This is a genomic window from Nesterenkonia sedimenti (assembly GCF_012641515.1).
Classification (GTDB): domain Bacteria; phylum Actinomycetota; class Actinomycetes; order Actinomycetales; family Micrococcaceae; genus Nesterenkonia; species Nesterenkonia sedimenti.
This window is the reverse complement of the sequence record NZ_JABAHY010000004.1, coordinates 192,928-216,587: the sequence shown is the minus strand read 5'-3', so window position 1 is coordinate 216,587 and position 23,660 is coordinate 192,928. Positions and strand designations below refer to the sequence as shown.

At 63.7% G+C, this 23,660-nt stretch carries 19 protein-coding genes; 15 read left to right on the top strand and 4 right to left on the bottom strand.

Annotation, left to right across the window (positions count from 1 at the left end; all coding sequences use genetic code 11):
• Positions 1 to 6 precede the first annotated feature (6 nt).
• Positions 7 to 1,587, bottom strand: a complete 1,581-nt coding sequence (locus tag HGQ17_RS06535; protein ID WP_168887152.1) for an ABC transporter substrate-binding protein — start codon at positions 1,585 to 1,587, stop codon at positions 7 to 9.
• A gap of 197 nt (positions 1,588 to 1,784) precedes the next feature.
• Between HGQ17_RS06535 and rlmH the strand changes: the two genes are divergently transcribed.
• The 9 genes from rlmH (at position 1,785) to HGQ17_RS06490 (ending at position 13,261) form a co-directional block, all read left to right on the top strand.
• The gene (gene rlmH / locus HGQ17_RS06530; RefSeq protein ID WP_211090483.1) at positions 1,785 to 2,243 is read left to right on the top strand and encodes a 23S rRNA (pseudouridine(1915)-N(3))-methyltransferase RlmH; all 459 of its coding nucleotides are present in this window, start codon (positions 1,785 to 1,787) and stop codon (positions 2,241 to 2,243) included.
• Positions 2,236 to 2,910 carry an NADPH-dependent F420 reductase gene (locus tag HGQ17_RS06525; protein ID WP_168887151.1) on the top strand — a complete coding sequence of 225 codons (675 nt, stop codon included), beginning with the start codon at positions 2,236 to 2,238 and terminating at the stop codon, positions 2,908 to 2,910. Before rlmH ends, HGQ17_RS06525 begins: the two co-directional genes overlap by 8 nt.
• Before the next feature lie 131 nt (positions 2,911 to 3,041).
• Entirely contained in the window at positions 3,042 to 7,685 is a 4,644-nt protein-coding gene (locus HGQ17_RS06520) for an ATP-dependent helicase (protein ID WP_168887150.1), read from the top strand.
• 53 nt (positions 7,686 to 7,738) lie between these two features.
• Positions 7,739 to 8,305 carry a VOC family protein gene (locus HGQ17_RS06515; RefSeq protein WP_168887149.1) on the top strand — a complete coding sequence of 189 codons (567 nt, stop codon included), beginning with the start codon at positions 7,739 to 7,741 and terminating at the stop codon, positions 8,303 to 8,305.
• Positions 8,305 to 9,348 (top strand): pseudouridine synthase, encoded by a 1,044-nt coding sequence (locus tag HGQ17_RS06510; RefSeq protein ID WP_168887148.1) that lies wholly within the window; start codon positions 8,305 to 8,307, stop codon positions 9,346 to 9,348. The genes HGQ17_RS06515 and HGQ17_RS06510 overlap by 1 nt, the downstream gene beginning before the upstream one ends.
• A gap of 36 nt (positions 9,349 to 9,384) precedes the next feature.
• Positions 9,385 to 10,002: a DedA family protein gene (locus tag HGQ17_RS06505; RefSeq protein ID WP_168887147.1), complete on the top strand. Its 618-nt coding sequence runs from the start codon at positions 9,385 to 9,387 to the stop codon at positions 10,000 to 10,002.
• Positions 10,003 to 10,051: 49 nt separating this feature from the next.
• Positions 10,052 to 12,082 carry a hypothetical protein gene (locus HGQ17_RS06500; RefSeq protein WP_168887146.1) on the top strand — a complete coding sequence of 677 codons (2,031 nt, stop codon included), beginning with the start codon at positions 10,052 to 10,054 and terminating at the stop codon, positions 12,080 to 12,082.
• Positions 12,083 to 12,218: 136 nt separating this feature from the next.
• Complete coding sequence (locus tag HGQ17_RS06495; protein ID WP_168887145.1) at positions 12,219 to 12,758, top strand: NUDIX hydrolase family protein; 540 nt, start codon at positions 12,219 to 12,221, stop codon at positions 12,756 to 12,758.
• Positions 12,755 to 13,261 (top strand): hypothetical protein, encoded by a 507-nt coding sequence (locus HGQ17_RS06490; protein WP_168887144.1) that lies wholly within the window; start codon positions 12,755 to 12,757, stop codon positions 13,259 to 13,261. The genes HGQ17_RS06495 and HGQ17_RS06490 overlap by 4 nt, the downstream gene beginning before the upstream one ends.
• Positions 13,262 to 13,462: 201 nt before the next feature.
• Here the strand turns inward: HGQ17_RS06490 and HGQ17_RS06485 are convergent, their stop codons facing one another.
• Positions 13,463 to 14,680, bottom strand: coding sequence for a sensor histidine kinase (locus HGQ17_RS06485; RefSeq protein ID WP_168887143.1), 1,218 nt, complete (start codon positions 14,678 to 14,680; stop codon positions 13,463 to 13,465).
• A 90-nt stretch (positions 14,681 to 14,770) separates the two neighbouring features.
• Here HGQ17_RS06485 and HGQ17_RS06480 point away from each other — a divergent pair, with 90 nt between their 5' ends.
• Positions 14,771 to 15,490, top strand: a complete 720-nt coding sequence (locus tag HGQ17_RS06480) for a response regulator (RefSeq protein ID WP_168887142.1) — start codon at positions 14,771 to 14,773, stop codon at positions 15,488 to 15,490.
• 29 nt (positions 15,491 to 15,519) lie between these two features.
• Complete coding sequence (locus HGQ17_RS06475; protein ID WP_168887141.1) at positions 15,520 to 16,758, top strand: acyl-CoA dehydrogenase family protein; 1,239 nt, start codon at positions 15,520 to 15,522, stop codon at positions 16,756 to 16,758.
• Between the two features lie 26 nt (positions 16,759 to 16,784).
• Here the strand turns inward: HGQ17_RS06475 and HGQ17_RS06470 are convergent, their stop codons facing one another.
• On the bottom strand, positions 16,785 to 18,035 hold the full coding sequence (locus HGQ17_RS06470) for a M20 family metallo-hydrolase (RefSeq protein WP_168887140.1): 1,251 nt from the start codon (positions 18,033 to 18,035) through the stop codon (positions 16,785 to 16,787).
• Positions 18,036 to 18,178: 143 nt separating this feature from the next.
• On the opposite strand from HGQ17_RS06470, the gene HGQ17_RS06465 reads away from it, so the two are divergent.
• Genes HGQ17_RS06465 through HGQ17_RS06455 form a run of 3 tightly spaced genes read left to right on the top strand, consistent with a single transcriptional unit; the run spans position 18,179 to position 20,944 of the window.
• A complete protein-coding gene (locus tag HGQ17_RS06465; RefSeq protein WP_168887139.1) occupies positions 18,179 to 18,910 on the top strand; it encodes a DUF5058 family protein in 732 nt (243 codons plus the stop codon).
• Between the two features lie 37 nt (positions 18,911 to 18,947).
• Positions 18,948 to 19,664, top strand: coding sequence for a hypothetical protein (locus HGQ17_RS06460; RefSeq protein WP_168887138.1), 717 nt, complete (start codon positions 18,948 to 18,950; stop codon positions 19,662 to 19,664).
• 56 nt (positions 19,665 to 19,720) lie between these two features.
• Positions 19,721 to 20,944, top strand: a complete 1,224-nt coding sequence (locus tag HGQ17_RS06455; protein WP_168887180.1) for an amidohydrolase — start codon at positions 19,721 to 19,723, stop codon at positions 20,942 to 20,944.
• A 133-nt stretch (positions 20,945 to 21,077) separates the two neighbouring features.
• On the opposite strand, the gene HGQ17_RS06450 is transcribed toward HGQ17_RS06455, so the two are convergent.
• Positions 21,078 to 21,890, bottom strand: coding sequence for a FadR/GntR family transcriptional regulator (locus HGQ17_RS06450; RefSeq protein WP_168887137.1), 813 nt, complete (start codon positions 21,888 to 21,890; stop codon positions 21,078 to 21,080).
• Positions 21,891 to 22,099: 209 nt separating this feature from the next.
• On the opposite strand from HGQ17_RS06450, the gene eat reads away from it, so the two are divergent.
• Complete coding sequence (gene eat, locus HGQ17_RS06445) at positions 22,100 to 23,560, top strand: ethanolamine permease (RefSeq protein ID WP_229503352.1); 1,461 nt, start codon at positions 22,100 to 22,102, stop codon at positions 23,558 to 23,560.
• Positions 23,561 to 23,660: the final 100 nt, after the last annotated feature.

Here is a 23,660-nt window from a genome sequence, read left to right as displayed (position 1 = left end):
CCTTCTCTACTCCGCCGGGCGGATGTGGTGGAAGACCTCGCCCTGCCCGGTCACATACTCGAAGCCTTCGAGCTCGGCATTGAGCCCATTAGCGGTGCGCCGGTCACCGAATTTGATGATCGGCAGATAGTCCAGATACGCCTCCTGGAGCTCCTCCATGGCAGCAGTTGCGCCCTCTTCGTCCTCAGCGGAGGTCAGGGCCTCATTGGCAGCGAAAATCTCCTCGCTCTGGGTGGTCCCCTGGGTTCCCTCGTTGAGGAAGTACATCGTTGAGGGCACCACCGGCCAGTTGTTCAGACCGCTGATGGCGATCTCGAAACCGCTGGGGTCCTCCATAGTGTCCAGCACGGTGGACCAGTCAGCGGTGATCAGCTCGGCGTTCATACCGGCCTCTTCAAGCTGCTGCTGCAGCACCACGGCGGTGTCGTAGCGGTCGGCGTGCTCGGGGCTGGAGACGATGCGGATCTCCTCGCCGTCGTATCCTGCGGCCTCGAGGTAGTCCGCTGCGGCGTCGAGATCCTGATTCTGATAGAAGTCGTCATCCTCGCCCTCGACCGGCACATACCAGTCGGAGTCCTCCGGCATCATCGCGGTATTCTGGCTGAACCACTCATCTGTTCCATAGGCGGAGAGCAGGATGGCCTCGGTGTCCAAGGCGGCGATGATCGCTCGCCGGATGTCCTCATCGGCGGTGGGACCCTCAGCCTTATTCAGCAGACCGAAGGGCAGCCCGGATTCACCGGGGATGACGTCGACATTGCCATCGCCTTCCATCTGCTCGATATTATCCCAGGGGATCGGTGTGGCCATATCGTATTCACCGGTCTGCAGGCCGGTCATGCGGGTGGTGTCATCGCCGACGAAGTGGAAGTTGATCTCCTCGTAGTAGGCGGTCTTCTCCCCTGCCATACCGCTGGGTTCGCCCTCTGGCGACTGGTACTCCTCAAACCGGTCAACGCGGAGGTACTGATCAGCCTGCCAATCCCCGTAGGTGTAGGGACCAGTGCCGATATGCTCTTCGACCTCGCCCTCGCCGGCGGCCTCGACAATCTCGGCAGGCATGATGTGCGGCATCTGCCCGGGGTCTGCCAGCAGCTGGGGTGCCACATACATCGGCTCAGGCAGCCCGATAGTCACCACACCCTCCTCTGGGGAGGCGATCTCTGCCTCGGCGAAGTAGGTGGAACCGATGACGCTGAGTTCCACCCAGCGTTCCAGGGAGGCCAGTACGTCCTCTGCGGTGACATCGGAGCCGTCGTGGAAGGTGAGTCCTTCGCGCAGTTGGAAGGTCAGGGTGTGACCGTCCTCAGAGACATCAAATGACTCTGCCAACACCGGCTGAACCTCGCCTTCAGCGTCGAGGTCGATCAGCGGCTCGAAGATGACACGGGCGAAAATTCGGGTGGCATGCGCTGTCGTGGTCAGGGGATCCATAGTGGGAGGCTGGGCATTGAAGGCCACATTCAGCTCGGGTGAAACTCCGACGTCGCCGGCCTCACCTCCACCGGTTTCCTCACCAGAACCACCGCAGGCAGCCAAGACCAGGCTGGCAGCCATTCCCGTGGCAATCATCGACCGTTTTTTCATTATGAATCCCCTAGCTTATTTTATGCACTCTCATCAAGGTTCATTCTGAACGGAATGTAACACTAATCACATTTGCGAATGAATGTGCCATGTACATTAGCTGTATACAACCCGGAGGTCAATATTTCGACCGTTCTCGGGTGTGGCGTGAAACGCACCCAGACGCCCGCCCACAAGAGGCGATAAGCTCGGCGGATATGAGCATCACCGTGCTGGCCATCGGCAAAAAACACGAACCCTGGGTGACCGAGGGGATCGACCGCTACCAGAAACGGCTGCGCAAGCCCTTCGATATCGACTTCAAACTGCTCCCCCATTCCTCCCGCGAGCAGGATGCGGCCCGCAATGAGGAATCGGCAAAAATCCTCAGCGCGCTCAAACCCTCCGATCACGTCATTCTCTGCGATGAGCGCGGCAGCAATATCTCCTCCACCCAATTGGCCAAGAAGCTGCAGAATCAGTTCACCGCCGGGCGTCAGGTCACCGTGGTCATCGGCGGAGCCTATGGTGTCAACCAGGAACTGACCTCCCGGGCCGATTTCGTCTGGTCCCTGTCCAAACTTGTCTTCCCCCACCAATTGGTGCGGCTGATCCTGACCGAACAGATCTACCGCGCCCAGGAGATCAATGCAGGAAGGCCCTATCACCATGAGTGAGCGCAGCCGAGATGAGCCAGCCCCCACTATCGGCATCCTCGGGGCCGGCCGGGCCGGAACTGCCTTTGCCCGGGCATTACTGCGGGCCGAGGTCGCCGTCGATATCTGCTCCACCCGCCCACCGAAGGCCCTGCGCCATCACCTGAAGATCTACGCCCCCGGGGCGAATCCGGTCTGGCCCGAGGAGGTTGCTGAGGGTACCCGCCGCAACGGCCCCGGCATCGTCATCCTGGCTGTTCCGCAGGAGGAGCTCGATGAGATCGAGCCTGAGTGGGTGGCCGGCACCATCCTGGTGGATGCCACCAATACCTGGGATGACGAGCTCCTGCCCGGCTGGCTGCAGGGGGCGGTGGATGAGCAGCTGCCAACCTCGATGGCGATCGCCGGTCGCTTCGGCCGGGCCCGGGTGGTCAAAGCGCTGAACCATATCGGCCACCACGATTTCGATGAGTCCGCCGATCCCCAGATGCCGGTGGGGCAACGCCGCGCGGTGGCCTTGGCAGCAGATGACGACGACGCCCGCGCACGGGTGATGGCCCTGCTGGTGCGGATCGGTTTCGACCCCGTCTCCGTGGGCGCCCTGCCGGCGGGCAAGATCATGGAACCCGATGGTCCCCTGTTCAACCGGCCGCTGCGGCGGGAGGACATTCTGAAGTACGCCCGGTGACACCCAGCCGACAGATCTGGTCGTTTCAGGCGGGTGCCGAGGCTGACCAGCAACACAATCTGACGGCTCGGCGTGGGGAATCCAGGGGCTCCCGGCACCGGGATGTCCGGTGGTGGTTCTAGAGTGGAACGGTGAGCTCACTCGACCGGTTCTCCGAGGCCACGCGAACCTGGTTCGCGGCCTCCTTCGGCGCGCCCACCCCCGCCCAGGATGGCGCCTGGGAGGCGGTATCGGCGGGGAAGAACGCCCTGGTGGTGGCACCGACCGGTTCGGGCAAGACCCTCTCGGCCTTCCTGTGGTCCATCGACCGGCTGATGAGTCAGCCCGCTGAGGCCAGCTCATCCACGCGCGTGCTCTATATCTCCCCGCTGAAAGCCCTCGGGGTGGATATCGAGCGGAACCTGCGCAGCCCCCTGGTAGGCATCGGGCATACCGCCCGGCGCCAGGGTCTGGACCCTCAGGAGGTCAGTGTGGGGGTCCGCACCGGAGACTCCACAGCCAAAGAACGGCGAGACCTGCTGCGGAACCCACCAGAAATTCTGATCACCACCCCGGAATCCCTCTACCTCATGCTGACCTCGCAGGCCCGGGAGACCCTGACCGGTGTCTCCACGGTCATCATCGATGAGATCCACGCCCTGGCCGGCACTAAGCGTGGGGCTCACCTCGCGGTCTCCCTGGAGAGATTGGACTCCCTGCTCACCGAGCCTGCCCAGCGGATCGGGCTCTCCGCCACCGTGGAACCTAAGGATGAGGTGGCCCGGTTCCTCGGCGGCAGCCAGCCGGTGGAGGTCATTGCGCCCGCTGCCCAGAAGTCCTGGGAGATCACCGTCTCAGTCCCGGTGCCGGATATGGCTCAGCCCACTGCCGAGCCCGGGCTCCTGGGCGAGGGTGAGTCCCTTGCTGACCAGCCGCTGGAGCCCTCCATCTGGCCGCATGTGGAGCATAAGGTGGTGGATCTCATCACCGCCAACCGCTCCACTATCGTCTTCGTGAACTCCCGGCGCCTGGCGGAGAAACTCACCGGCCGGGTCAACGAAATCCACGCCGAGCGTCACCACTCAGATGAGGAGCAGCCTGCGCCCCTGGCCAAGGCTCACCACGGCTCGGTCTCCAAGGAGCACCGCAAACAAATCGAGGAAGATCTCAAATCCGGTCGGCTGCGCTGCGTGGTGGCCACCAGCTCCCTGGAACTGGGGATCGATATGGGCGCAGTCGACCTCGTGGTCCAGGTGGAGGCCCCGCATGCGGTCTCCGCCGGTCTGCAGCGGGTCGGCCGCGCCGGACACCAGGTCGGAGAGGTCTCGGTGGGCTGGTTCTTCCCCAAGCACCGCGGTGACCTGGTCAGCTCCGCCGTCGTCGTCGAACGGATGCTCTCCGGTGCGATCGAGGCACTCTCCATCCCCCGCAACCCCCTGGATGTCCTGGCCCAGCAGACCATTGCCGCCGCGGCAGTGGACACCCTGGATGTCGAGACCTGGTTCGAGACCCTGCGCCGCAGCGCGCCCTTTGCGACCCTTCCCCGTTCGGCCTATGAGGCCGTACTGGACCTGCTGGCCGGAAAGTACCCCTCGGACCGGTTCGCCGATCTGCGCCCGCGGATCATCTGGGACCGCGACGCCGGGACCCTGACCGGGCGCCCCGGTGCCCAGCGTTTGGCGGTCACCTCAGGCGGAACCATCCCCGACCGCGGCCTCTTCGGGGTCTATCTGGTGGGTGCCGAGGATTCCCGCACCGGCGGACGTCGGGTCGGTGAGCTCGATGAGGAGATGGTATACGAGTCCCGGCCCGGGGATGTCTTCGCCCTGGGGGCCACCAGCTGGCGGATCGAGGAAATCACCTTTGACCGGGTGCTGGTCTCCCCCGCCTTCGGACAGCCGGCCTCACTTCCCTTCTGGCACGGTGACGGGCTGGGCCGGCCCGCCGAGCTGGGTGCCGCCCAGGGCAGGTTCATCCGGGAGATCTCAACAGCCGACGACGCCGCGGCTCGACTCACTGCGGCCGGACTGGACACCTGGGCTCAGGAGAATCTGCTGCGGTATCTCACCGAGCAGCAGGAGGCCACCGGGGCGCTGCCCACCGACCGGAACCTCGTGGTGGAGCAGACCCGGGATGAGCTCGGTGATTGGCGGATCATCCTGCACTCCCCCTACGGCCTGCAGGTTCATGCCCCCTGGGCCCTGGCCGTCGGCGAGCGCCTGCATGAGCGCTATGGCCTCGACGGTGCCGCCTATGCCAGCGATGACGGGATCGTGCTGCGGGTGCCGATGATGGATGAGAATCCGCCCGGGGCCGAGCTGTTCACCTTTGAGCCTGAGGAATTGGAAGAGCTGGTTATCCAGCGGGTCTCCTCCTCAGCGCTGTTCGCAGGCCGGTTCCGGGAGGCCGCAGCCAGGTCCCTGCTATTGCCGCGTCAGCATCCTGGGCAGCGCACTCCGCTGTGGCAGCAGCGGCAACGTTCCTCCCAATTATTGGAGATCGCCCAGGGGTATCCCGATTTCCCGGTGATTATGGAGACGATGCGGGAAGTCCTCCAGGATGTCTACGATCTGCCTGCCCTGGACGAGTTGACCCGCATTATTGCCCAGCGGAAGGTGCGGCTGATCGAGTCCCAGACTCAGCGTCCCTCCCCCTTCGCCCAGTCGGTGCTCTTCGGCTATATCGCCCAGTATCTCTACGAGGGCGACTCCCCGCTGGCTGAGCGGCGGGCGGCGGCGCTGAGCCTGGATCCGCAGCTGCTCAACGAGCTGTTGGGACGAGTTGAGCTCCGGGAGTTCCTGGACCCGGTGGTCATTGCCGAGACGGAGGCCTCCGCCCAGCGGCTCTCCCCGGCATCCCGACTGCCCGGGGGTAACCAGCGGGGCGCTGAATCGGTGGCCGAACTGCTGCGGCTGCTGGGGCCGCTGAGCGCCGAAGATATCGCCCAGCGGCTGAGCCTCCCTGAGTCTCCAAACCCCCAGGCATCACTGCCCGAAGGCGAAGAGACCGTGGCCGATCAGCATGCCAGTGTGGCCGATGCTGAGCGATGGGCCGGGGAGCTGGTCTCCGCCCAGCGGGCCTTCCGGCTGCACTGGCAGGGCCGTGAACACTTTGCGGCAGTCGAGGATGCTGCCCGGTTGCGCGATGGGCTGGGGAGCAATATTCCTCCGGGTATCCCGCAGACCTTCCTGGACCCGGTGGCCGATCCCCTCGGCGATCTCATCGGCCGCTATGCCCGCACTCACGCCCCCTTCACCCCGGAGCAGGCCGCAGCAGCGCTGGGACTGCCCAGCGGCGTCGTCGTCGATGTTCTGCACCGGCTGGTGGAGGAGAACCGGGTGGTCGAGGGGCTGTTCACCCCCGAGGGTGAGGCCCGGGCCGAATACGTCGACACTGAAATGCTGCGCCGGATCCGACGCCGCTCCCTGGCTGCACTGCGGGCTGCGGTGGAGCCGGTGCCGCCCCGGGCCTATGCCCACCTGCTGGGCGAATGGCAGCACATCACCGCCGCGGCTCAGCTCAGCGGCTCCACCGGTGTGGCCGAAGTGCTGACGCAGCTGTCGGGATATCCGGCACCGGCCAGCGCCTGGGAGGCCTTCATTCTGCCGGCTAGGGTTTCCGACTACTCCCCGGGAATGTTGGATGCGCTGCTGAACTCCGGGCAGTTCCTGGCCACCGGTCACGGCGCCCTGAGCGGTCATGACGGGTGGGTGGCCTTCTACCCGGCTGAGGATGCCGAGCTGATCGGCCCCCGCGGTGGAAGTCCTGATGCCGAAAATCCAACTGCCCAGCAGATCATCGAGGTGCTCTCCCGGGGCGGGGCCTGGTTCCCGGAGGCTGTGGCAGCTGCCACCGAGGATCTGCCCGCCACCGCAATACGGCAGCAACTCTGGGAGCTCTTCTGGTCGGGTGTGGTCTACCCAGACAGTTTCGCTGCCCTGCGTGAGTTCATGAACTCCGGGTCCACCGCGCATAAGAGCTCCAAACAGGGCCAGGCCCGCAGCCGCCGCACCAGCCGACGGATGGCTCTGCGCCAGGCCGCGGCAGCAGCGCGTGGGACCACCAGTGCATCCAATGACGGCCGCTGGCAGTTGGTTCCCACCGGCACTCAGCCCCCGGCAGAGGCCACGGAGGCCGCCTATGCCCGGGCGGAGATCCTGTTGGACCGCTACGGGGTGCTGACCAGGGGCTCGGTCACTGCGGAGCAGACCCCCGGTGGTTTCGCCGGGGTGTACAAAGTGCTCTCGGCGGCTGAGGAGGCCGGTCAGATCCGGCGGGGGTACTTCATCGAGAAGCTCGGAGCCGCCCAGTTCACCACCTCGGCGACTATCGACCGGCTGCGTGAGGTCGAGGAGCAGTTGGAACGCGCGGCCGAGACCGCCCAGGCCGATCCGCATCATCAGCAGGTTCCCCGGGAGGCTGTGGCGCTGGCTGCCACTGATCCGGCCAATCCCTATGGGGCGGCACTGGACTGGCCGCAGGTTCCGGTGGCTGAGGGTGAGCAGGCACCTTCGGCACGCCCGGGCAGGAAGGCCGGGGCCGTCGTCGTGCTCTGTGCCGGTGAGCTGCTGCTCTATATGGAACGCGGTGGGCGCACCATGCTGCTCTATACCGAGGATGAACGCCTCATGGAGGCTGCGGCCACGGCGCTGGTGGCCGCTCTTCGCCGGGCACGCACGCCTCGGCTGGCCACTGAGACGATCAACGGCGCCCCGGTTCTGGGACACCGGTTCGGCCAGGCACTTCGCAATGCCGGATTCCACTCCTCGCCCTCGGGACTGCGTTTCGCACCGTGAGAGGATCAGCCACCTTCGCGGCAGCACCGCGGGATACCCGCTAGGCTAGCCCCATGATTCTGTGTCTGCCGTTTCTGATGTTCCAGGGCCGCGCCCAGGAGGCCATCGACCATTACTTGGAGACTTTCCCCGACGCGGAGCTGCTGGAGATCCTGCACCATCCGGAGGGCACCGAGGTCTTCGACCCTGACCAGAACGACGACGGCGGCGCCCCGGCACAGCCGGCCAGCTACCCCACCGGCCCCATCACCGCCCCCGACACTGCCGCCATGGAGGCTGTGGTGGACTGGGAGCAGACCCTGGTGGCCACCGCCCAGCTGCGGATCGGCGGCCAGGTGCTAATGATCCAGGACTCCCTGGTGAAGCAGGATTTCGACTTCACGCCCTCAGTATCGGTGGCAGTTGTGGTCGAGACTGAGAATGAGTTCGACCAGATCGTCCATGGGCTCTTTCAGGGCGGCGGGTATCTCATGGAGCCCGGCGACTATGAGTTCGCCAAGAACTTCGCCTGGGTGCAGGATAAATTCGGCATGACCTGGCAGATCAATCAGCCGCTGAATGCCCCCGGGGCAGCTTCGGAGCCGAAGCCCACCGAGGCCAAAGCACCTGACTGGAGTTAATGGCCGAGCAGACCTCCCCGTTGCCGGTGCGCAACGGTGTCAACGCCACCCGGCTGCGGGTGCCGACCACTGGCCCCTGGGCGACAGTGCATGAATATGTCCAGCAGCGCTTCGGGCATCTGGATCCTGCTGGAATCACTCGCCGGTTCACCGCCGGTGAGGTCGTCGACGGCGCCGGCCGCCCGCTGAGCCCCGAGGATCCCCTCGGCAGCTGCTCGGTCATCTGGTATTACCGGACCCTGCCTGATGAGCCCCAACTGCCGGTCCAGGAGGAGATCCTCTACGAGGATGAGCATCTCGTCGTCGCCGATAAGCCGCATTTTCTGCCCACCACCCCCGCCGGACGGTATGTCCAGCAGACTCTGCTGGTGCGGCTGCGCAACCGGCTGAACAACCCCGATCTAGTGCCCATTCACCGGCTGGACCGCGGAACTGCCGGGCTGGTGCTGCTGGCTAAGAACCCGCAGACCCGGGGTAAATATCAGCTGCTGTTCGAGAACCGACAGGTGGAGAAGAGCTATGAATGCATCAGCCGGCTCAGCCCCGCAGCCTCCGATCTCGATCCCGACGCAGCGGCCCATGCCCGGTTCCCGCTGGTGGTCAGGAACAGACTGGAGAAGACCAAGGGGATTGTGATCACCCAGTCAGTTCCCTATGACGTTGAGGATTCCGGACGCCGCCCACATGAGCGCAGGCGTGCCGCACGGGGCAAGCGGCGTACCCAAGCCGTGCCGGGCGCCAACTCATCCTCCCGGGTGGAGCTGCTGGAGACCGGGAAGAACCACCATGGGCAGCTCACCGGTCTCTTCCGGCTGACCCCACACACCGGCAAGACTCACCAACTGCGGGTGCATATGGCCCTTTTAGGGCTCGGGATAATGCATGACCGTTTCTACCCCGTGCTGGAAAGTGACGGACCCGATGACTTCGGCGAACCCCTGCAACTGCTGGCAAAGTCACTGAGTTTCATCGACCCCCTCACCGGTGAGGAACGCCAGTTCACCTCAGCGCGTAAACTGGTCGAAGCTCCGAATCCGCACTAATCGGGGCCGGCAGAGCTCAAGAGCACGAGGGGATACATGGTTGAGCTGTTGGATGAGTGGGGCGTGTGGTTCCTGCCGCTGCAGGCGATATTCGTTGCGCTGACCGCACTGATTCCGCCATTCCCCTCCGAGGTGATGGTGATCGCCTCAGGTGCCTTCGCCTCCGCCGGTGATCTCTCCCTGACCTGGGTGATGATCGCAACGATCGGCGGCTGCCTCGCCGGTGACCTCCTGCTCTACGCCCTTTTCCGGTACCAGCTGATCCGCGTGCTCTACCGCTGGCGCTGGGGCCGGAGACTGCACCGATCCATGCTGCGCGCCTCCATTCGGGCCGGCGGGAAGACCACCTGGGTGGGCCTTCTGCTGATCCGGTGGATCCCCGGCGGTCGGGCCGCGTCAATGGCCACAGCGGGGCTTATGCGCCTGGCCTGGCCCCAACTGAGCACCCTGGCGATCCTCGGAGCTGTGATCTGGAGCGCCTGGTTGGTCGGATTAGGTTACATTACGGGAACAACTACCGGCTTACCCCCGTGGGCAAGCACCCTGATGGGCATAGGTGTCGGTACGCTAGTGGGGTTGATTATTGCGGTGCTGGTGGCAAGGCGGCGTGGTGCTCGCATTCAGGAACGGGTGCAAACATCATCTGCTGATTAGAGGCTTTGTCCCCACCGCGGGAAAACCTACAGCATAAAGGGAGGCCCAGGTGTCTGAGCAGTCACGCCATGATGCCGACGCGCCTGCCGAATCCCCTGTATTGGCGGAAGAGGACGGCGAACCACCACGTGAACCGGAAACTGAACCGGAGATCGAGGAGACCTCAGGGGATGATGTCTCAGCACTGGATGAGACCACCGAGCTAGAGGACACCGCCCTCCATTCGGAACCGGCGGATCCCGATGCGGAACCCGTCGAGGTTGCAGCCCAGGCCCCCGAAGCTGAGGCTGGCCCCGATGCGGAGCCCGATACCCCGGCAGCTGAGGCGGCCCCGGAGTCCGAATCTGCTGATGCGGATACCCCGGATGGCGACGCCGACGACGAGGCCGAGGGCCAGCTCACCACTGGGGACTCCCCTGCCGAGAACACCGACGACGACGCGCAGGACAGCGAGGCGCAGCCCGTCGAGGAGAACAGCGAGGAGGCCGATCAGGAGACTCCGGTTGTTCTGGCCGAACCTCCTGCCAGCACCGGCGTGGCGCCGATCATCACCACATCCTCCGGACCTGAGCGTGGGCTCAGCGGTTTCTTCGACACTCTGGATGAACGTGCCAAGAAATGGTGGTCGGGACGCAAGGAGCGCAAAACCGGTAAGCTCGCCCAGGCCGCAGCCGAAGCTGAGGGCACTGAGCCTCCAGCACCTGTCGATTCCACAGAACTCCCCGCCCCAGAGGTTCCACCGGCTTCACCGGTGAGTTTCCCGGAGCCTCCACCTGCGGAGCAGCGTCCCTTCGCCCAGTTATTCACCGGCATGGTCCCTGTGGTTCCGCCACCTCCGGGCACGCAGTCCGCGGAGGCTGCCGCTGAACCGCAGCTCACCGAACCACCGCTGCCGGAGGATGGTGAGGCCCAGGCGCCGTCGTCGGCCCTTGGCGCTGATCCTGAGTCCACCACAGTGCTGCCTGCCTATCGGGATCAGGATGAGGCACCGAAGCTGCCCCGGCCCGGTCGCCGCGAGCCCGAGGACGCTGAGCGCAAACGGAACCTCATCGCTCAGAAGGCCGCTGCCATCGAGGCGGCCACCACCGACAATCCCACAGTGAACCACCGGACCCGTGGCTATATTCGGACCCCGGAGGCAGGCTATGAGTTCGCTGACGATGAGGAAGATCTCTACACCTATATCCCGCCCTACAACATGCCCTCCCGGGACCCCGATCCGGAGCCCAATAAATGGGACCTCTACCGTCGGATAGCGGTCACCGTGGGTGCGGTGATGGCGCTGATCTCCACGATGTGGATGCTGGGCTGGTTCGGCTCCAGCGAGGAGAACCCGGCCATCCTCTCCGGCAGCGGGCTGAAGGAGATCCAGTCCGATGGCTGGTTCTCCGGGGATTACGCTCTGCTGACCCCCGACCACAACTGGTACTGGATCTGGCCTGCCATCACCCTGGCCCTGGGCGCCCACTGCGCCTTCCAATGGCGAGCGCCTCAGGAGTCCACTCCGCGTCAGCGGCGCACCGGTTGGTTCGTGGCCGGCTCCAGTGCACTGATGCTGGTGGTCACCGCCTCGCTCTACCTGGGCTACTTCACACTGGGCCTGTTGGCTTCCCTGGCAATCGCCGGTCTGCTGACCGAGGCGATCCGACAGTTCAATCTCTACACCGCCCGCAATACCACCGAACGACGGCTCACCGATGCGATCGTCGGGCTGTTCTACGGCTTTGCCCTGGTGCAGGCGATGAGCTCGATCTCCGCCTGGCTGACCTCCCGCGGCTGGGATATCCCGGGGATCCCGGCCCTGCTCTGGGCGCTTATCGGTCTGTTGGGCTGTGTGTGGACCGCAGCGTTCTACTCGATGACCGAACGCGGCCGGATCACCATCGCCCTGGGTCTGGCCTGGGGTCTGTTCTGGCTGATCTTCCCGCGGATCCTCGGTGAGGCCACCAGCGTATGGGTCGCCATCGGTGCTGCAATGGGTGCCTTCATCGTTATCCTGGCCACTCAGTCCCGACGCCACCGGATCAACCACGCCGAACGTCGTGCCGCCATGGGCCGGCCCCTGGAAGACATCATCTGAGTTGTCCCGGCGGCGCGCACATGTCGCGCCGCGTCTCGTTCCGCTGACGCGGAACATCACGCCTTGAAGTCGCTGCTCGCTTCGCTGGCAGCTCACGGCGAGAACAGAGGGGTGCTGGTCATGAGATGATTGGGATATGTCTGTGCGTACCCCTGACCCCAATCCTGGGTGGCTGAATGAGGACGATCTGTACGAGGCCCGCCGGCGGCTGCCCATGGTGTACGTGGAGGCGATTCCGGTCCGCGTTGACGCCCTGGGATATGTCACCGAAGTAGGCATGCTCTACACCGCCGACGACGACGGCCGCTTCTACCGCACCGTCGTCTCCGGACGGGTTATGTACCGCGAGACCATCCGGGCCGCCCTGATCCGTCATATCGAGAAGGATCTGGGGTCCCTTGCCCTGCCACAGCTGCCGCCGTCACCGGCGCCGTTCACTGTGGCCGAGTACTTCCCCTATCCCTCTGAAACCGGATTGGTCGATGACCGCCAGCATGCGGTCTCCCTGGCCTATATCGTGCCGGTCAACGGGGAATGCTCCCCCCGCCAGGACGCCCTCGAGCTCTCCTGGCTGACTCCCGCTGAGGCCCTGGCCCCCGAGGTGGAGGCCGAGTTCGTCGGCGGCCGCGAACAGCTGATCCGTCAAGCAATGGCCCATGTAGGACATACCCGATGACCACACCCGCACCAGAGAAAACCACCGGACGACGCCGCCGCTCAGCCGCTGCTGCCGCGGCCCCCAAGCCACAGCTGAAACTGGGGCTGGTCGGCTGGACTGTCTCCTGGCTGATCCCCACTGCCGTGATGGGCGCCATCCTCTTGGGCCTGTCCTTTGTCCCCGGGCTGGATGGAGAGGGCTATCTCACCCCGCTGATCCCCCTGCTGGGCGGTGCGGCAGTGGCCATCGGCATCCCCGGCACGCTGCTGGTGAGCTGGCTGCTGCGCCACCACCTCAACCCAGTAACCCATGTTCTGGGCTATGTGCTGGTCGGGCTGCTCTACGGACCGGTGGTCCTGATCGCCGGAGCCGGAGGGCTGATGCCTATGCTGATTCCCATCATCGGCTTCCCCGCCGGAATTCTGCTCGGTGCCGGACGCTGGGTCGCCCAACCCCTGGCAAGCATCTTGGATCCCACCTCTGAGGACGATCAGCCGGCAGAAGGCGATTCCCAGGAGTAGAAGAAGTGGGCTCGGGCGGCGCCGTTCTCACCACCCGAGCCCCCAGGACGGAGGAGCCGTTCTGGAGCCGTTGCACCAGAGCTCCAGATGCTCCAATCCATCCTGTTTTCAGAGTGCACCGTACTGCACTGCACCAATAGATTCTGGGGTCTCAACGCGCCCCTGCATAGTCAACTTTTGTCTAAAGTGTCCACTTTTTGTTCAAGACTTTTTCACTCCGTGGATCTTGACCTGCCAGTGGCCCTCCCGGGTATACCCATAAGTAGCGTTTCCGCCGAATGCCTGGGCCCGGTCCCGGACACCGATGAGACCCGCACCAGAGGATCCGCTCCAGGGCCCAGCACCGCGGCGTCGGGCCCTGCGCACTGTATTGGTGACCTCCACGCTGACCTGGTCGATGCCGATGTCAATGGTGATCCAGCAGGTATCGCCCTCATCGGCATATTTGGCCACATTCGTGGTGCACTCCTGCAGCATGCGGTACAGGGCGGCACTGGTGGACCGGGACAGTGAGCTGAGGTCTCCGGTGATCTGTTTCTCCACGATGATCCCCAGACTCTCGAGTCGGGCGGCGAATGCCTCGCAACCGCGGAAAACCTCCAGTTCGCTGGCCGAGGAGGTATCGGCGTCGTCGTCGACGATGTCCTCATCCTTCAGCAGCGCCAGCATTCGGCGGAGGTCGTTGAGCGCAGCCCGTGAGGAGTCTCCGATGACGCTGACTGCCTCCCGGTAGGAATCCTCTGTGTCACGCATACGGGCAGCACGGGACTGCATGGCGATGATGGTGATGTCATGGGCAACGATGTCATGCAGGTCCCGGGCGATGGATTTGCGCTCTGCCGCCACCGATTTCCGGTGATTGGCCTCCGCCTGTTCGAGGTCCTGTTTGGACTGCAGGCGGGCCGTGGTGGCCTGACGGAAGGATGAGCCGATCCCGTAGGCCGCCAGGAGACTGACCCCGATACTGAGGAACAGCAGAGTCCCGGTGGCCGGATCCGGCATGGTCGCCCCCAGGGCAGCACCCCAGACGACCATCATCGCCAGGGCCCCGCGGCGGAAGCGCTTGGTGGAGCTCAGCGCGGTCAGAGCGGTCAGCAGCAGGGCCAGAATGATGGAATAGGCGATGCCGTCGACGAACAGGGACAATGCCAAAATGGCCAGTCCCGCTGGGACGGCATAGGTGACACAGACCCAGAGCAGGATCACGCAGCCGACTGACAATGCACCGGCGAGCACCAGCCCCCAGGGGAAGGCTGCACTGGTCAGCGACTCATAGATGACATCGGCGCCCAATGCGATTCCCACGGCGAGAGTCACGATGATCAGCAGCCATTTGTTTAGCTGGCGGCAGGACCAGAATCCGCCGGATTCAAAGGTCTCGACGACAGGGCTGACCTGTTGTTGGTCTGCAGAGGACATGCAGACGAGTCTATGCGGGATGCTCAATACTCCCTGGAAGCAGACAGGGTCCATTCAGGAAATGCCGGGTAGGGGGCCTAGGATTACTCCATGACCATTGAGGACCCGCGCGCTGACATTGAGGGCGCAGAGGACGGTACGGTACAGGTGCTCATTGTCGATGACCACCCAGTGATGTCAACCGCCCTGCGCACCTATGTCGACTCATCCCCGGGGTTGAGCTGCGTGGGCGAGGCCCGCAATGGTGAGTCTGCGGTGCAGATGTGCGAACAGCTGCGCCCCAATGTGGTCATTATGGATCTGCATATGCCGGCGATGGACGGGATTGAGGCCACCCGCAGTATTCGCGAGAAGTTCTCCGGTACGGCGGTTCTGGCAGTGACCACCTTCTCCACTGAGGGTTTTGTGATTCCGGCCCTGCGCGCCGGCGCCGGCGGATATATCGTCAAGGATGCCGAGCCCGAGCAGATCATCGATGCCGTCCGCAAAGTCAACGAGGGCCTGGCACCCTTCTCCCCCGCTGTGGCCCACCAGCTGATGGTTTCGGTCAAGAATGACCCGGCCCAGGTGGCATCAGCCCTGAAGCGCTTCCCCGAAGCTCCACATGTTCCGGCCCGGGAGGCGGAGGGACTGCGCCTGCTGGCAAAGGGCTGTTCCAATGCGGAGATCGCCGATCAGATGTCGGTCTCGGAGGCCACAGTGAAGGTCTATATGGGCCGGCTGATGCAGCGACTGGAGGTCCGCGACCGGGTCCAGCTGCTGATCCGTGCCACCGAGCTGGGGATTGTGCATCCTTCACTGAATTCCTGAGTTAGTGACTATCGGGTAACATGTGTCGCATGACACAAGCGCCTGATCCTGTGACTGACCCGCAGTACGACGTCGCCACTCCCCTCGATCTGGATTACTACGGGGTTTTCGCTGACCTCCCCGAGGAGGATCAGAAGTGGTGGAAGCGGGCCCGGGAGTTCGGCTCCGGGCTCGAGGACCGCATGGTCGAGGCCTGGGAGAAGGCGGAGTACCCGGTAGATCTCATCCGTGAGGCCGGGAAACTGGGACTGTTCACTGACGGCGTGGATGTCTCCTCCGCCGGACTGGAGAACCTCTCCCCGATGGCCGCCGGCCTGGTGAATATGGAAACCTCTCGCATCGACGGCTCCCTGGGTACAGCACTGGCCGTCCAGGGTGGGCTGGCGCTGCGGACTCTGGCGCTCTTCGGATCGAATGAGCAGAAGGCCGAGCACCTCAATGATGTCGCCTCCGGAAAAACCCTGGGCTCCTTCGCCCTGACTGAGCCCACACATGGTTCTGATTCCGTGTCTCTGGAGACCACCGCGGAGCTCACCGGTGATGAGCAGACCGGCAGTTATGTGCTCAACGGCGCGAAGAAATGGATCGGCAATGGGGCCTCCGGTGGACTGACCTTCACCTGGGCCCGGGTGGTCGGCGGAGAGTTCGACGGCAAGGTCCGCTGTTTCCTGGTTCCGCAGGAGACCCCGGGCTATAAGGCTGAGGTGATCGAACATAAGGGCTCCCTGCGCGCGATCCACCAGGCGTTGATCCAGTACGACAATGTAGAGCTTCCCGCCGATGCCGTGCTGCCCGGCTCCCGCTCCTTCAAGGACGCATCCACCGTGCTGTTCGCCACCCGCCTGGGTGTGGCCTGGTCCGCAGTGGGCCATGCCGCCGCCTGTGTGGAGGCTGCTCTGAGCTATGCAAAGCAGCGCAAACAGTTCTCCAAGCAGATCGGCGCCCACCAGCTGGTCCAGGAGCGGCTGACCTGGATGGTCTCAGAGCTGACGAGCATGCAGCTGCATGTCCGGCATGTCACCGAGCTCGACGCCGCCGGCAGGCTCTCCGGTCCGCAGGCTTCGATGGCGAAGTATCACAACACCCGGAAGGCTCGGCAGATCGCCCATGTAGCCCGAGACATGCTCGGCGGTAACGGGATCCTGCTGAATAATAAGGTCTCCCGCCATATGGCCGATATCGAGGCCATCCATACCTATGAGGGCACCGAATCGGTGCAGTCGCTGATCATCGGACGCGACCTCACCGGCTTCTCCGCCTTCGCCTGAGCACTCTGCGGCTGGGGGCCAGCTGGCTAACTGCCGACCCGGTCGAGCCGGATCAGGGATTCGGTCAGAGCGGCGATTCCCTTCTGGATATCGCCGAGGTCTGTCCATTCCTCCGGGCAGTGGCTGCGCCCCTTATGTGAGGGCACAAAGAGCATGGCGGTGGGCACGTGGTCGGCGATAACTGCGGCATCGTGCTCGGCCCCGCTGAAAAGCTCGGCGCGGCTGAGCCCCAGCTGGTCCACGGCATCACGGCAGTGGGCGACTACCTGGTCATTCATCGGCCGCGGATCCTGGGTTGGCAGCCAGGCGACTTCGACGTCGACGCCCCTGCGGGCGGCCTCCTGAGCCGCGGCTGAGCTCAGCTGCTCCTCGGCCTCGCGCAGCCAGCTGCCCTGGGGACTGCGGAACTCTCCGCGAATCTCGGCCAGCTCGGTGACCACATTGATCGCCTCAGGCGTGAACCGCACTCCCCCGGAGGTCCCTTTGCTGCCGGGCAGCTCGGAGTTGCCCTGCTCAGCGATGCGTTCGACTGCGAGCACGGTGCCGGCAGCTGCGCAGCCGGCGTCCACCCGTGCCTCCATTCCGGTGGTTCCGGCGTGGTCACGCCGCCCGGTGAACAGTGCCCTGAATCGGGAGACTCCGGTGATACTGGTGACCATTCCGATCTCGGTGCCCATCTCCTCCAAGCGGGGCCCCTGTTCGATGTGCAGCTCCACGAAGGCATCTGTGCGGGAGAAGTCCCACCGGCTGCGGTGCATGGCTTCTGCCTCGATCCCAGCGATCTGCAGGCTCTGGGCAAAGCTGGTCCCGGTCTCGTCGGTGACACCGAAAGCCTGCGGGTTCAGTGTTCCGGTCATCGCCCGGGAGCCTACGCAGCTGAGCCCGAATCGATTGGGCTCCTCATTGAAAAAGTCCACCACAACCAGGTCATGGTCCAGCTGCTGGCCGGTCTCCTTCAGCAGCCGCACTGCCTCCAAAGCACCGACGACGCCGATCATTCCGTCGAAACGCCCACCGGCTTCGACCGTATCGGTATGGGACCCGGTCATCAGCTGACGGCCCCCGCGGCGGCCCTTGAGCACACCAATGACATTGCCTGCCTCATCGATATGGGCATCGAGGCCGACCTCGCGCATTCTCTTCAGCGCCCACTGACGCCCAGCGAGATCGGTCTCGGTCATCGCCTGCCGCGTCCAGCCCGGCTGGTCAGCATCGACCATGTCAGCCAGTTCCTTGAGCTCGGATTCCACGCGGTCCAGGTATGGGGTAACAGTCATGGTGGCCTTTCTTCTGGTCGGGGCTGTTCCGATTATGCCGCAGGACCCGTAACATTCATTTAACGCCCGGCTTGTAGATTGATCTCGTTAACTGCCCAGGGACAAATCGATAACTTTGCCACATCGCGGAAGGTTGACCGTATATGGATGCTCAGTCCACTGATATCTGGGCTTTGGCTCAAAACCCTTTCTTATGGGCTTGCGCCTTGGCTGTTTATCTCATTATCACGATTCAGTCAGTGATCTATATGCGGGCGGCAAAGACTGCCGGTCGCGATATCGGGATGGATAAGAAGACTCTTACCACAGCGTTCCGATCAGGCGCGATTGCCTCCATCGGCCCCTCCCTGGCGGTCCTGCTGGTGGCGGTTGCCCTGCTGACGGTCTTCGCAACCCCTGCCGTTCTGATGCGCATCGGCCTGGTCGGCTCCGCAGCAACTGAGACCACCTCCGCAACTGTTGCGGCTGAAACGATGGATGCCAGCCTGGGCGGTTCGGCATGGACCCAGGAAGTCTTTGTGGTGGCCTTCGCCGCAATGTGTATTTCTGGCGGAATGTGGCTGATTTCCACCCTCATTATGACGCCAATTCTCAAAAGAGGCGGCAGCAAAATGGAACGGGTGAATCCGGAGGTGATGCGGCTGGTACCAGGTGCTGCACTCCTGGGTGTCTTTGCCGTTCTCTCCATCGATCAGCTGCCGGAGTCCTCGATCCACGCCATAACAGTCCTCATCTCGGGGCTGTCCCTCGCGGTGATGCTCTATCTCTCCCGGTTCAAGGGAATGTCCTGGCTCAAGGAGTGGGCCCTGGGACTGGCGATCTTCCTCTCCCTGACCGTTGCCTATTTCCTTCACCACCACTCAGCGTTGGCCTGATCTCGACTCGATTGATAATCCGTTCGGAGAGTTTTCTATGACGACACAGACTGCCGATACCGCAATGAACGGTTTCGAGAAGACCACTGCCCGGTGGGGCCGCATCACCATGGCGGCGACCCTGCTGGTCTCTTGGATCGCCCCACTGGGCCTGATCTGGATGACCGATTTCGATATCAGCTTCACAATGGTGCTCACCGCCTATCTCGCCGTGGCTGCGGTCTATCTCATCCTCGCGGTGGTGGAACCGGTCAGCTTCTTCCCGGTCCTGGGGCAGGCGGCTATGTACCAGGCCTTCATGATCGGCAATATCGCCAATAAGCTGGTTCCCGCCGCAGTGGTGGCGCAGAGCCGGGTGGGGGTCAAGCCAGGCAGCCGCCAGGGTGATCTGGTCTCAGTGATGGCCATCTGCGGTGCCGCCATCGTCCATGTGACCTCACTGCTGCTCTTTGTCGGAATCCTGGGCACTTGGGTGCTGCGGCAGGTTCCCGAGGAGATCACTGAGGTGGCCCAGACCTATATCCTGCCGGCCATTCTGGGGGCCGTCTTCGTTCAGGCCGCGGCCACAGTGAAGCAGATCCGGCCCACGATCTTCGCGATCCTCTCCTCGCTGCTGGTGCTGTTCGTCATCCTGCCGATCTTCCCTGCCTTGGGAGCATTCAACATCGCCCTGGCCGTGCTGGTGACGATCCTGGCCTCCTGGTTCCTCCGCGGAACCAACGGTGAGGCCAGGAAGCCGACTGCCGGGGCATAACCTGGAGCTATACCTGGTGAACTATCCGAATCGAGTCATCGAAAGGTGCCATGACCTTGACCACTGAACTGACAGCCGAACGGCAGCTGACCGAGCAGGAGCGCCAGCATCTGCACACCCTCTACAAGGAGTTCCATCAGAACCCGGAACTCTCCATGCAGGAACACCGCACTGCCGAGCGGATTGAGCGCGAGCTGACCGCCCTGGGGATCTCCAGCTTCCGCTGTGGCGGCACCGGAGTGGTCGGGATTGTCGAAAACGGCGATGGCCCCGTCGTCGCCTTCCGGGCCGATACCGATGCCCTTCCCATCGAGGAAGCCACCGGCTTGGAGTATTCCTCCGAAGCCACCGGGACGCTGCCTGATGGCACCGATGTCCCGGTGATGCACGGCTGCGGTCACGACAGCCATATCACCGGTCTGCTCGGGGCTGCCCAGGTGCTGCTGCGCAATCGTGAGACATGGTCTGGAACCCTGGTGCTGATCTTCCAGCCCGGTGAGGAGACTGCCGCAGGTGCTGCCGCCATGATCGAGGACGGCATCTGGGATAAGGCACCGCGGCCGGAGGTGGTCCTGGGTCAGCATGTCTCCCCCGGCAAGGCCGGCACTGTGGATATCTCGGCCGGCCCAGCTATGGCGATGGCTGATTCCTTCAGGGTCACCGTCACTGGTCGGCAGACCCACGGCTCCCAGCCGCAGAACGGCAAAGACCCCATTGTGGCTGCTGCGGCCATGGTGACCCGGCTGCAGTCTGTGGTCTCCCGGGAGCTCTCCCCCTTGGATTCGGCAGTGGTGACCGTTGGGACTTTCCACGCCGGGCTGAAGGAGAACATCATCCCCGAGACTGCCGAGTTCAGTCTCAACATCCGGTCCCTGGATGAAGACGTCCGCAGCACCGTGCTCAACGCAGTGGAGCGGATCATCAATGCGGAGGCAGCTGCTGCCGGGCTGGAACAGCCCCAGATGGAGCGGCTCTACCATTTCCCGCTCAACTACAACGATGAGACCGCCGTGGACCGGGTGCTTCCCGCACTGCAGAAGGCTGTGGGCGCGCAGAATGTTGCCGAGTCCAAGCCTCGGATGGGCTCAGAAGATTTCGGGCTCCTGGGCTCAGCCATCGGCGTGCCCAGTGTGTTCTGGTTCTTCGGCGGAACCCCCGACGGCGACCCCGAGGGCCCGGTGAACCACTCGCCCTATTTCGCCCCAGTGATCGAACCGACCCTGACCGCCGCCACTGATGCGGCAGTCAGCACCCTTCTGGCCTGGCTCGGGCGCAGTTGAGCTGAGATGTTCAGCCGGCCATCCTCGCTGATGCTGAGAAGTACTCAGCGAGGTGGCCGGCCAGAGCCTCAAGATAAGCCTTGCCAAGTTCTCCAGTCACCGGAAGGGCCCGCCGATGGTGTGCTGTTGCCCGTTATCCGGCATCAGCGTCCTCTCTGTTCTCGGTCGCCTGGTGTGTCTTGGTACCTTTCTGCGCTTCGGTAGACGCTTCGCCGAGGAAGCCGCGCAGCAGGCTTTCAGTGCCTGCAATATGCTCGGCGGCGATCTCCTTTGCCCTCTGGACATCGCCGTCGATGATTGCTGAGACCAGCACCCTGTGCTGATCCTCGCTGTGGTCCAGATTCACCTGCAGCAGTGGAATCATGTCCAGCAGATCATTGATCCGGGTGCGTACATCGGCCACCGCGCGCAGCAGACTGGGCACCCCGGAGAACTCCGCGATGAGCAGATGCAGTCGCGAATCCAGGCGGCGATAGGAATAGTGATCAGCCTCCGCGCTCTGGGCCACAGTCTCCTGCAGAGCGTGGATCTGACGCTGGGTGAGCTCTGCAGCCGCGGCACGTTCGGCTGCAGCAATTTCGACAACGGCCCGGAACTCCAGTGCGTCCTCGAGGTCTTCCGGATCAGGCCGTGGTGCGGGCTCCCGGCTCTGTTCCTGGACTGGATTGGGTTCTGGATTGCGGACGAAGGTGCCGCCATAGCGTCCCCGCCGAACTTCCAGATAGCCGGCACTCTGCAGTTCTGCGATGGCCTGGCGCAGGGTGCTGCGAGAGACCCCGAGCTGCTCGGCCAACTCCCGCTCGCTGGGCAGCCGCTCACCCACCGGTATGGACCCCAGCCGAATCAGCTGCAGCATCCGCGCCATCGTCTCTTCGAATGCATTGCCCGAACGCACCGGGCCCAGGAGGGGGCCTACCGATACCGGGGGGCCTGCTGAGGTTGCCATGCCCTCAACATAGCGCGAAGACCAGATTTCTCCCACCAAAACTCTTGACCCCCGGTGAGGCGCAGATTACATTTGAGCCAGCCATTGGACCAGAAATACACCTTTGAAGTGGCTCCTGTGGTTCGAACCAGGCCCCGCACCTCCTGGCCGCCTGTACAGTGCAGCGACCAGCGCTGGGACCGTGATGCAACGGCGGTAATCTCATGGCTTTGCGGAAAGCCCTCAGTCAGAAACAGGCCACCAGCACGAACATCGAATACACCGATGTCGGCTCCAATTACCTCGCAGCCCGCCAGCTCAAGAAAGGTGCCGCAGGCTGGGTACTGCTCGCCGGACTCGGAGTGGCATATGTGATCTCCGGGGACTTCTCCGGATGGAACCTCGGATTGGCCGAGGGCGGATGGGGCGGACTGCTCATCGCCTTCCTCCTGATGGGCCTGATGTACACCTGCATGGTCCTGGGCCTGGCCGAGCTCTCCTCCACCCTGCCCACGGCCGGTGCAGGATACGGATTCGCCCGCCGAGCGCTGGGACCACTGGGCGGTTTTGCCACCGGTATGGCCATCCTCATCGAGTATGCGGTGGCCCCGGCAGCCATTGTGACCTTCATCGGAGGCTATGTTCGCGCCCTGGGACTGCCAGAGGATATCCCGATCTGGGTGGTCTACCTGGTCTGCTATGCCATCTTCGTCGGCCTGCACTTATGGGGTGTCGGCGAGGCATTGAAGGTGATGTTCGTGATCACTGCAGTAGCCGTCATCGCCCTTTTAGCCTTTGTAGTGGGCACAGTGCCACATTTCGACGCCGCCAACCTCTTCGATATCGCCCCCATTGAGGCCCTGGGCTCCTCGGAGTTCCTCCCTCTGGGCATCTCGGGAGCATTGGCCGCGCTGGTCTTCGGCATCTGGTTCTTCCTGGCCGTCGAAGGCGTGCCGCTGGCCGCTGAGGAATCAGCCAACCCCAAACGGGATATGCCACGGGGAATCATCACCGCCATCGTGATCCTGCTTTTCTTCGGCGCCTGCGTACTCGTCCTGGTCCCAGGCACCGCAGGGGCAGAAGCGATGGGAACCTCGGATAATCCGCTGCCTGAGGCACTGCGGCATATCTATGGTCAGAATTCGGGCCTGGCCACCTTCGTCAACTGGGCGGGCCTCTTCGGTCTGGTGGCCAGCTTCTTCTCCATCGTCTTCGCCTACTCCCGGCAGCTCTTCGCGCTCTCCCGGGCCGGCTATCTCCCCACCGCCCTGTCACTGACCAGTCGGCGCAAGACCCCATATCTGGCCCTGCTGATCCCTGGCACCATCGGCTTCGGACTGGCAGCCTGGCTGAAGGATGGCGGGCTGCTGATCAATATCGCGGTCTTCGGGGCCACGGTCTCCTATGTCCTGCTGAATCTCTCCCACATTATGCTCAGGATTCGGGAACCTGAACTGGAGCGCGGCTACCGTACCCCTGGTGGTCGGGTCACCACCGGCATTGCCCTGGTGCTTGCCACGGTCGCCGTGATCGCGACATTCTTCGTCGACGTCCTGGCCGCCGGTATCACCGCGATCATCTTCCTGCTGGCCATCGCCTATTTCTGGTTCTACTCCCGGCATCGGCTGGTGGCTCAGGCCCCAGAGGAGGAGTTCGATGCCCTGACCAAAGCGGAGTCTGAACTCAACTGAGGCTGGGGCCACCACGAGGTTGCCTTGACCGGGCCCTGAGAGCTGAATTACATTGACAGTGCATTTGGCCTAAAAAAATACCTTTAGCCGAGGATTACAC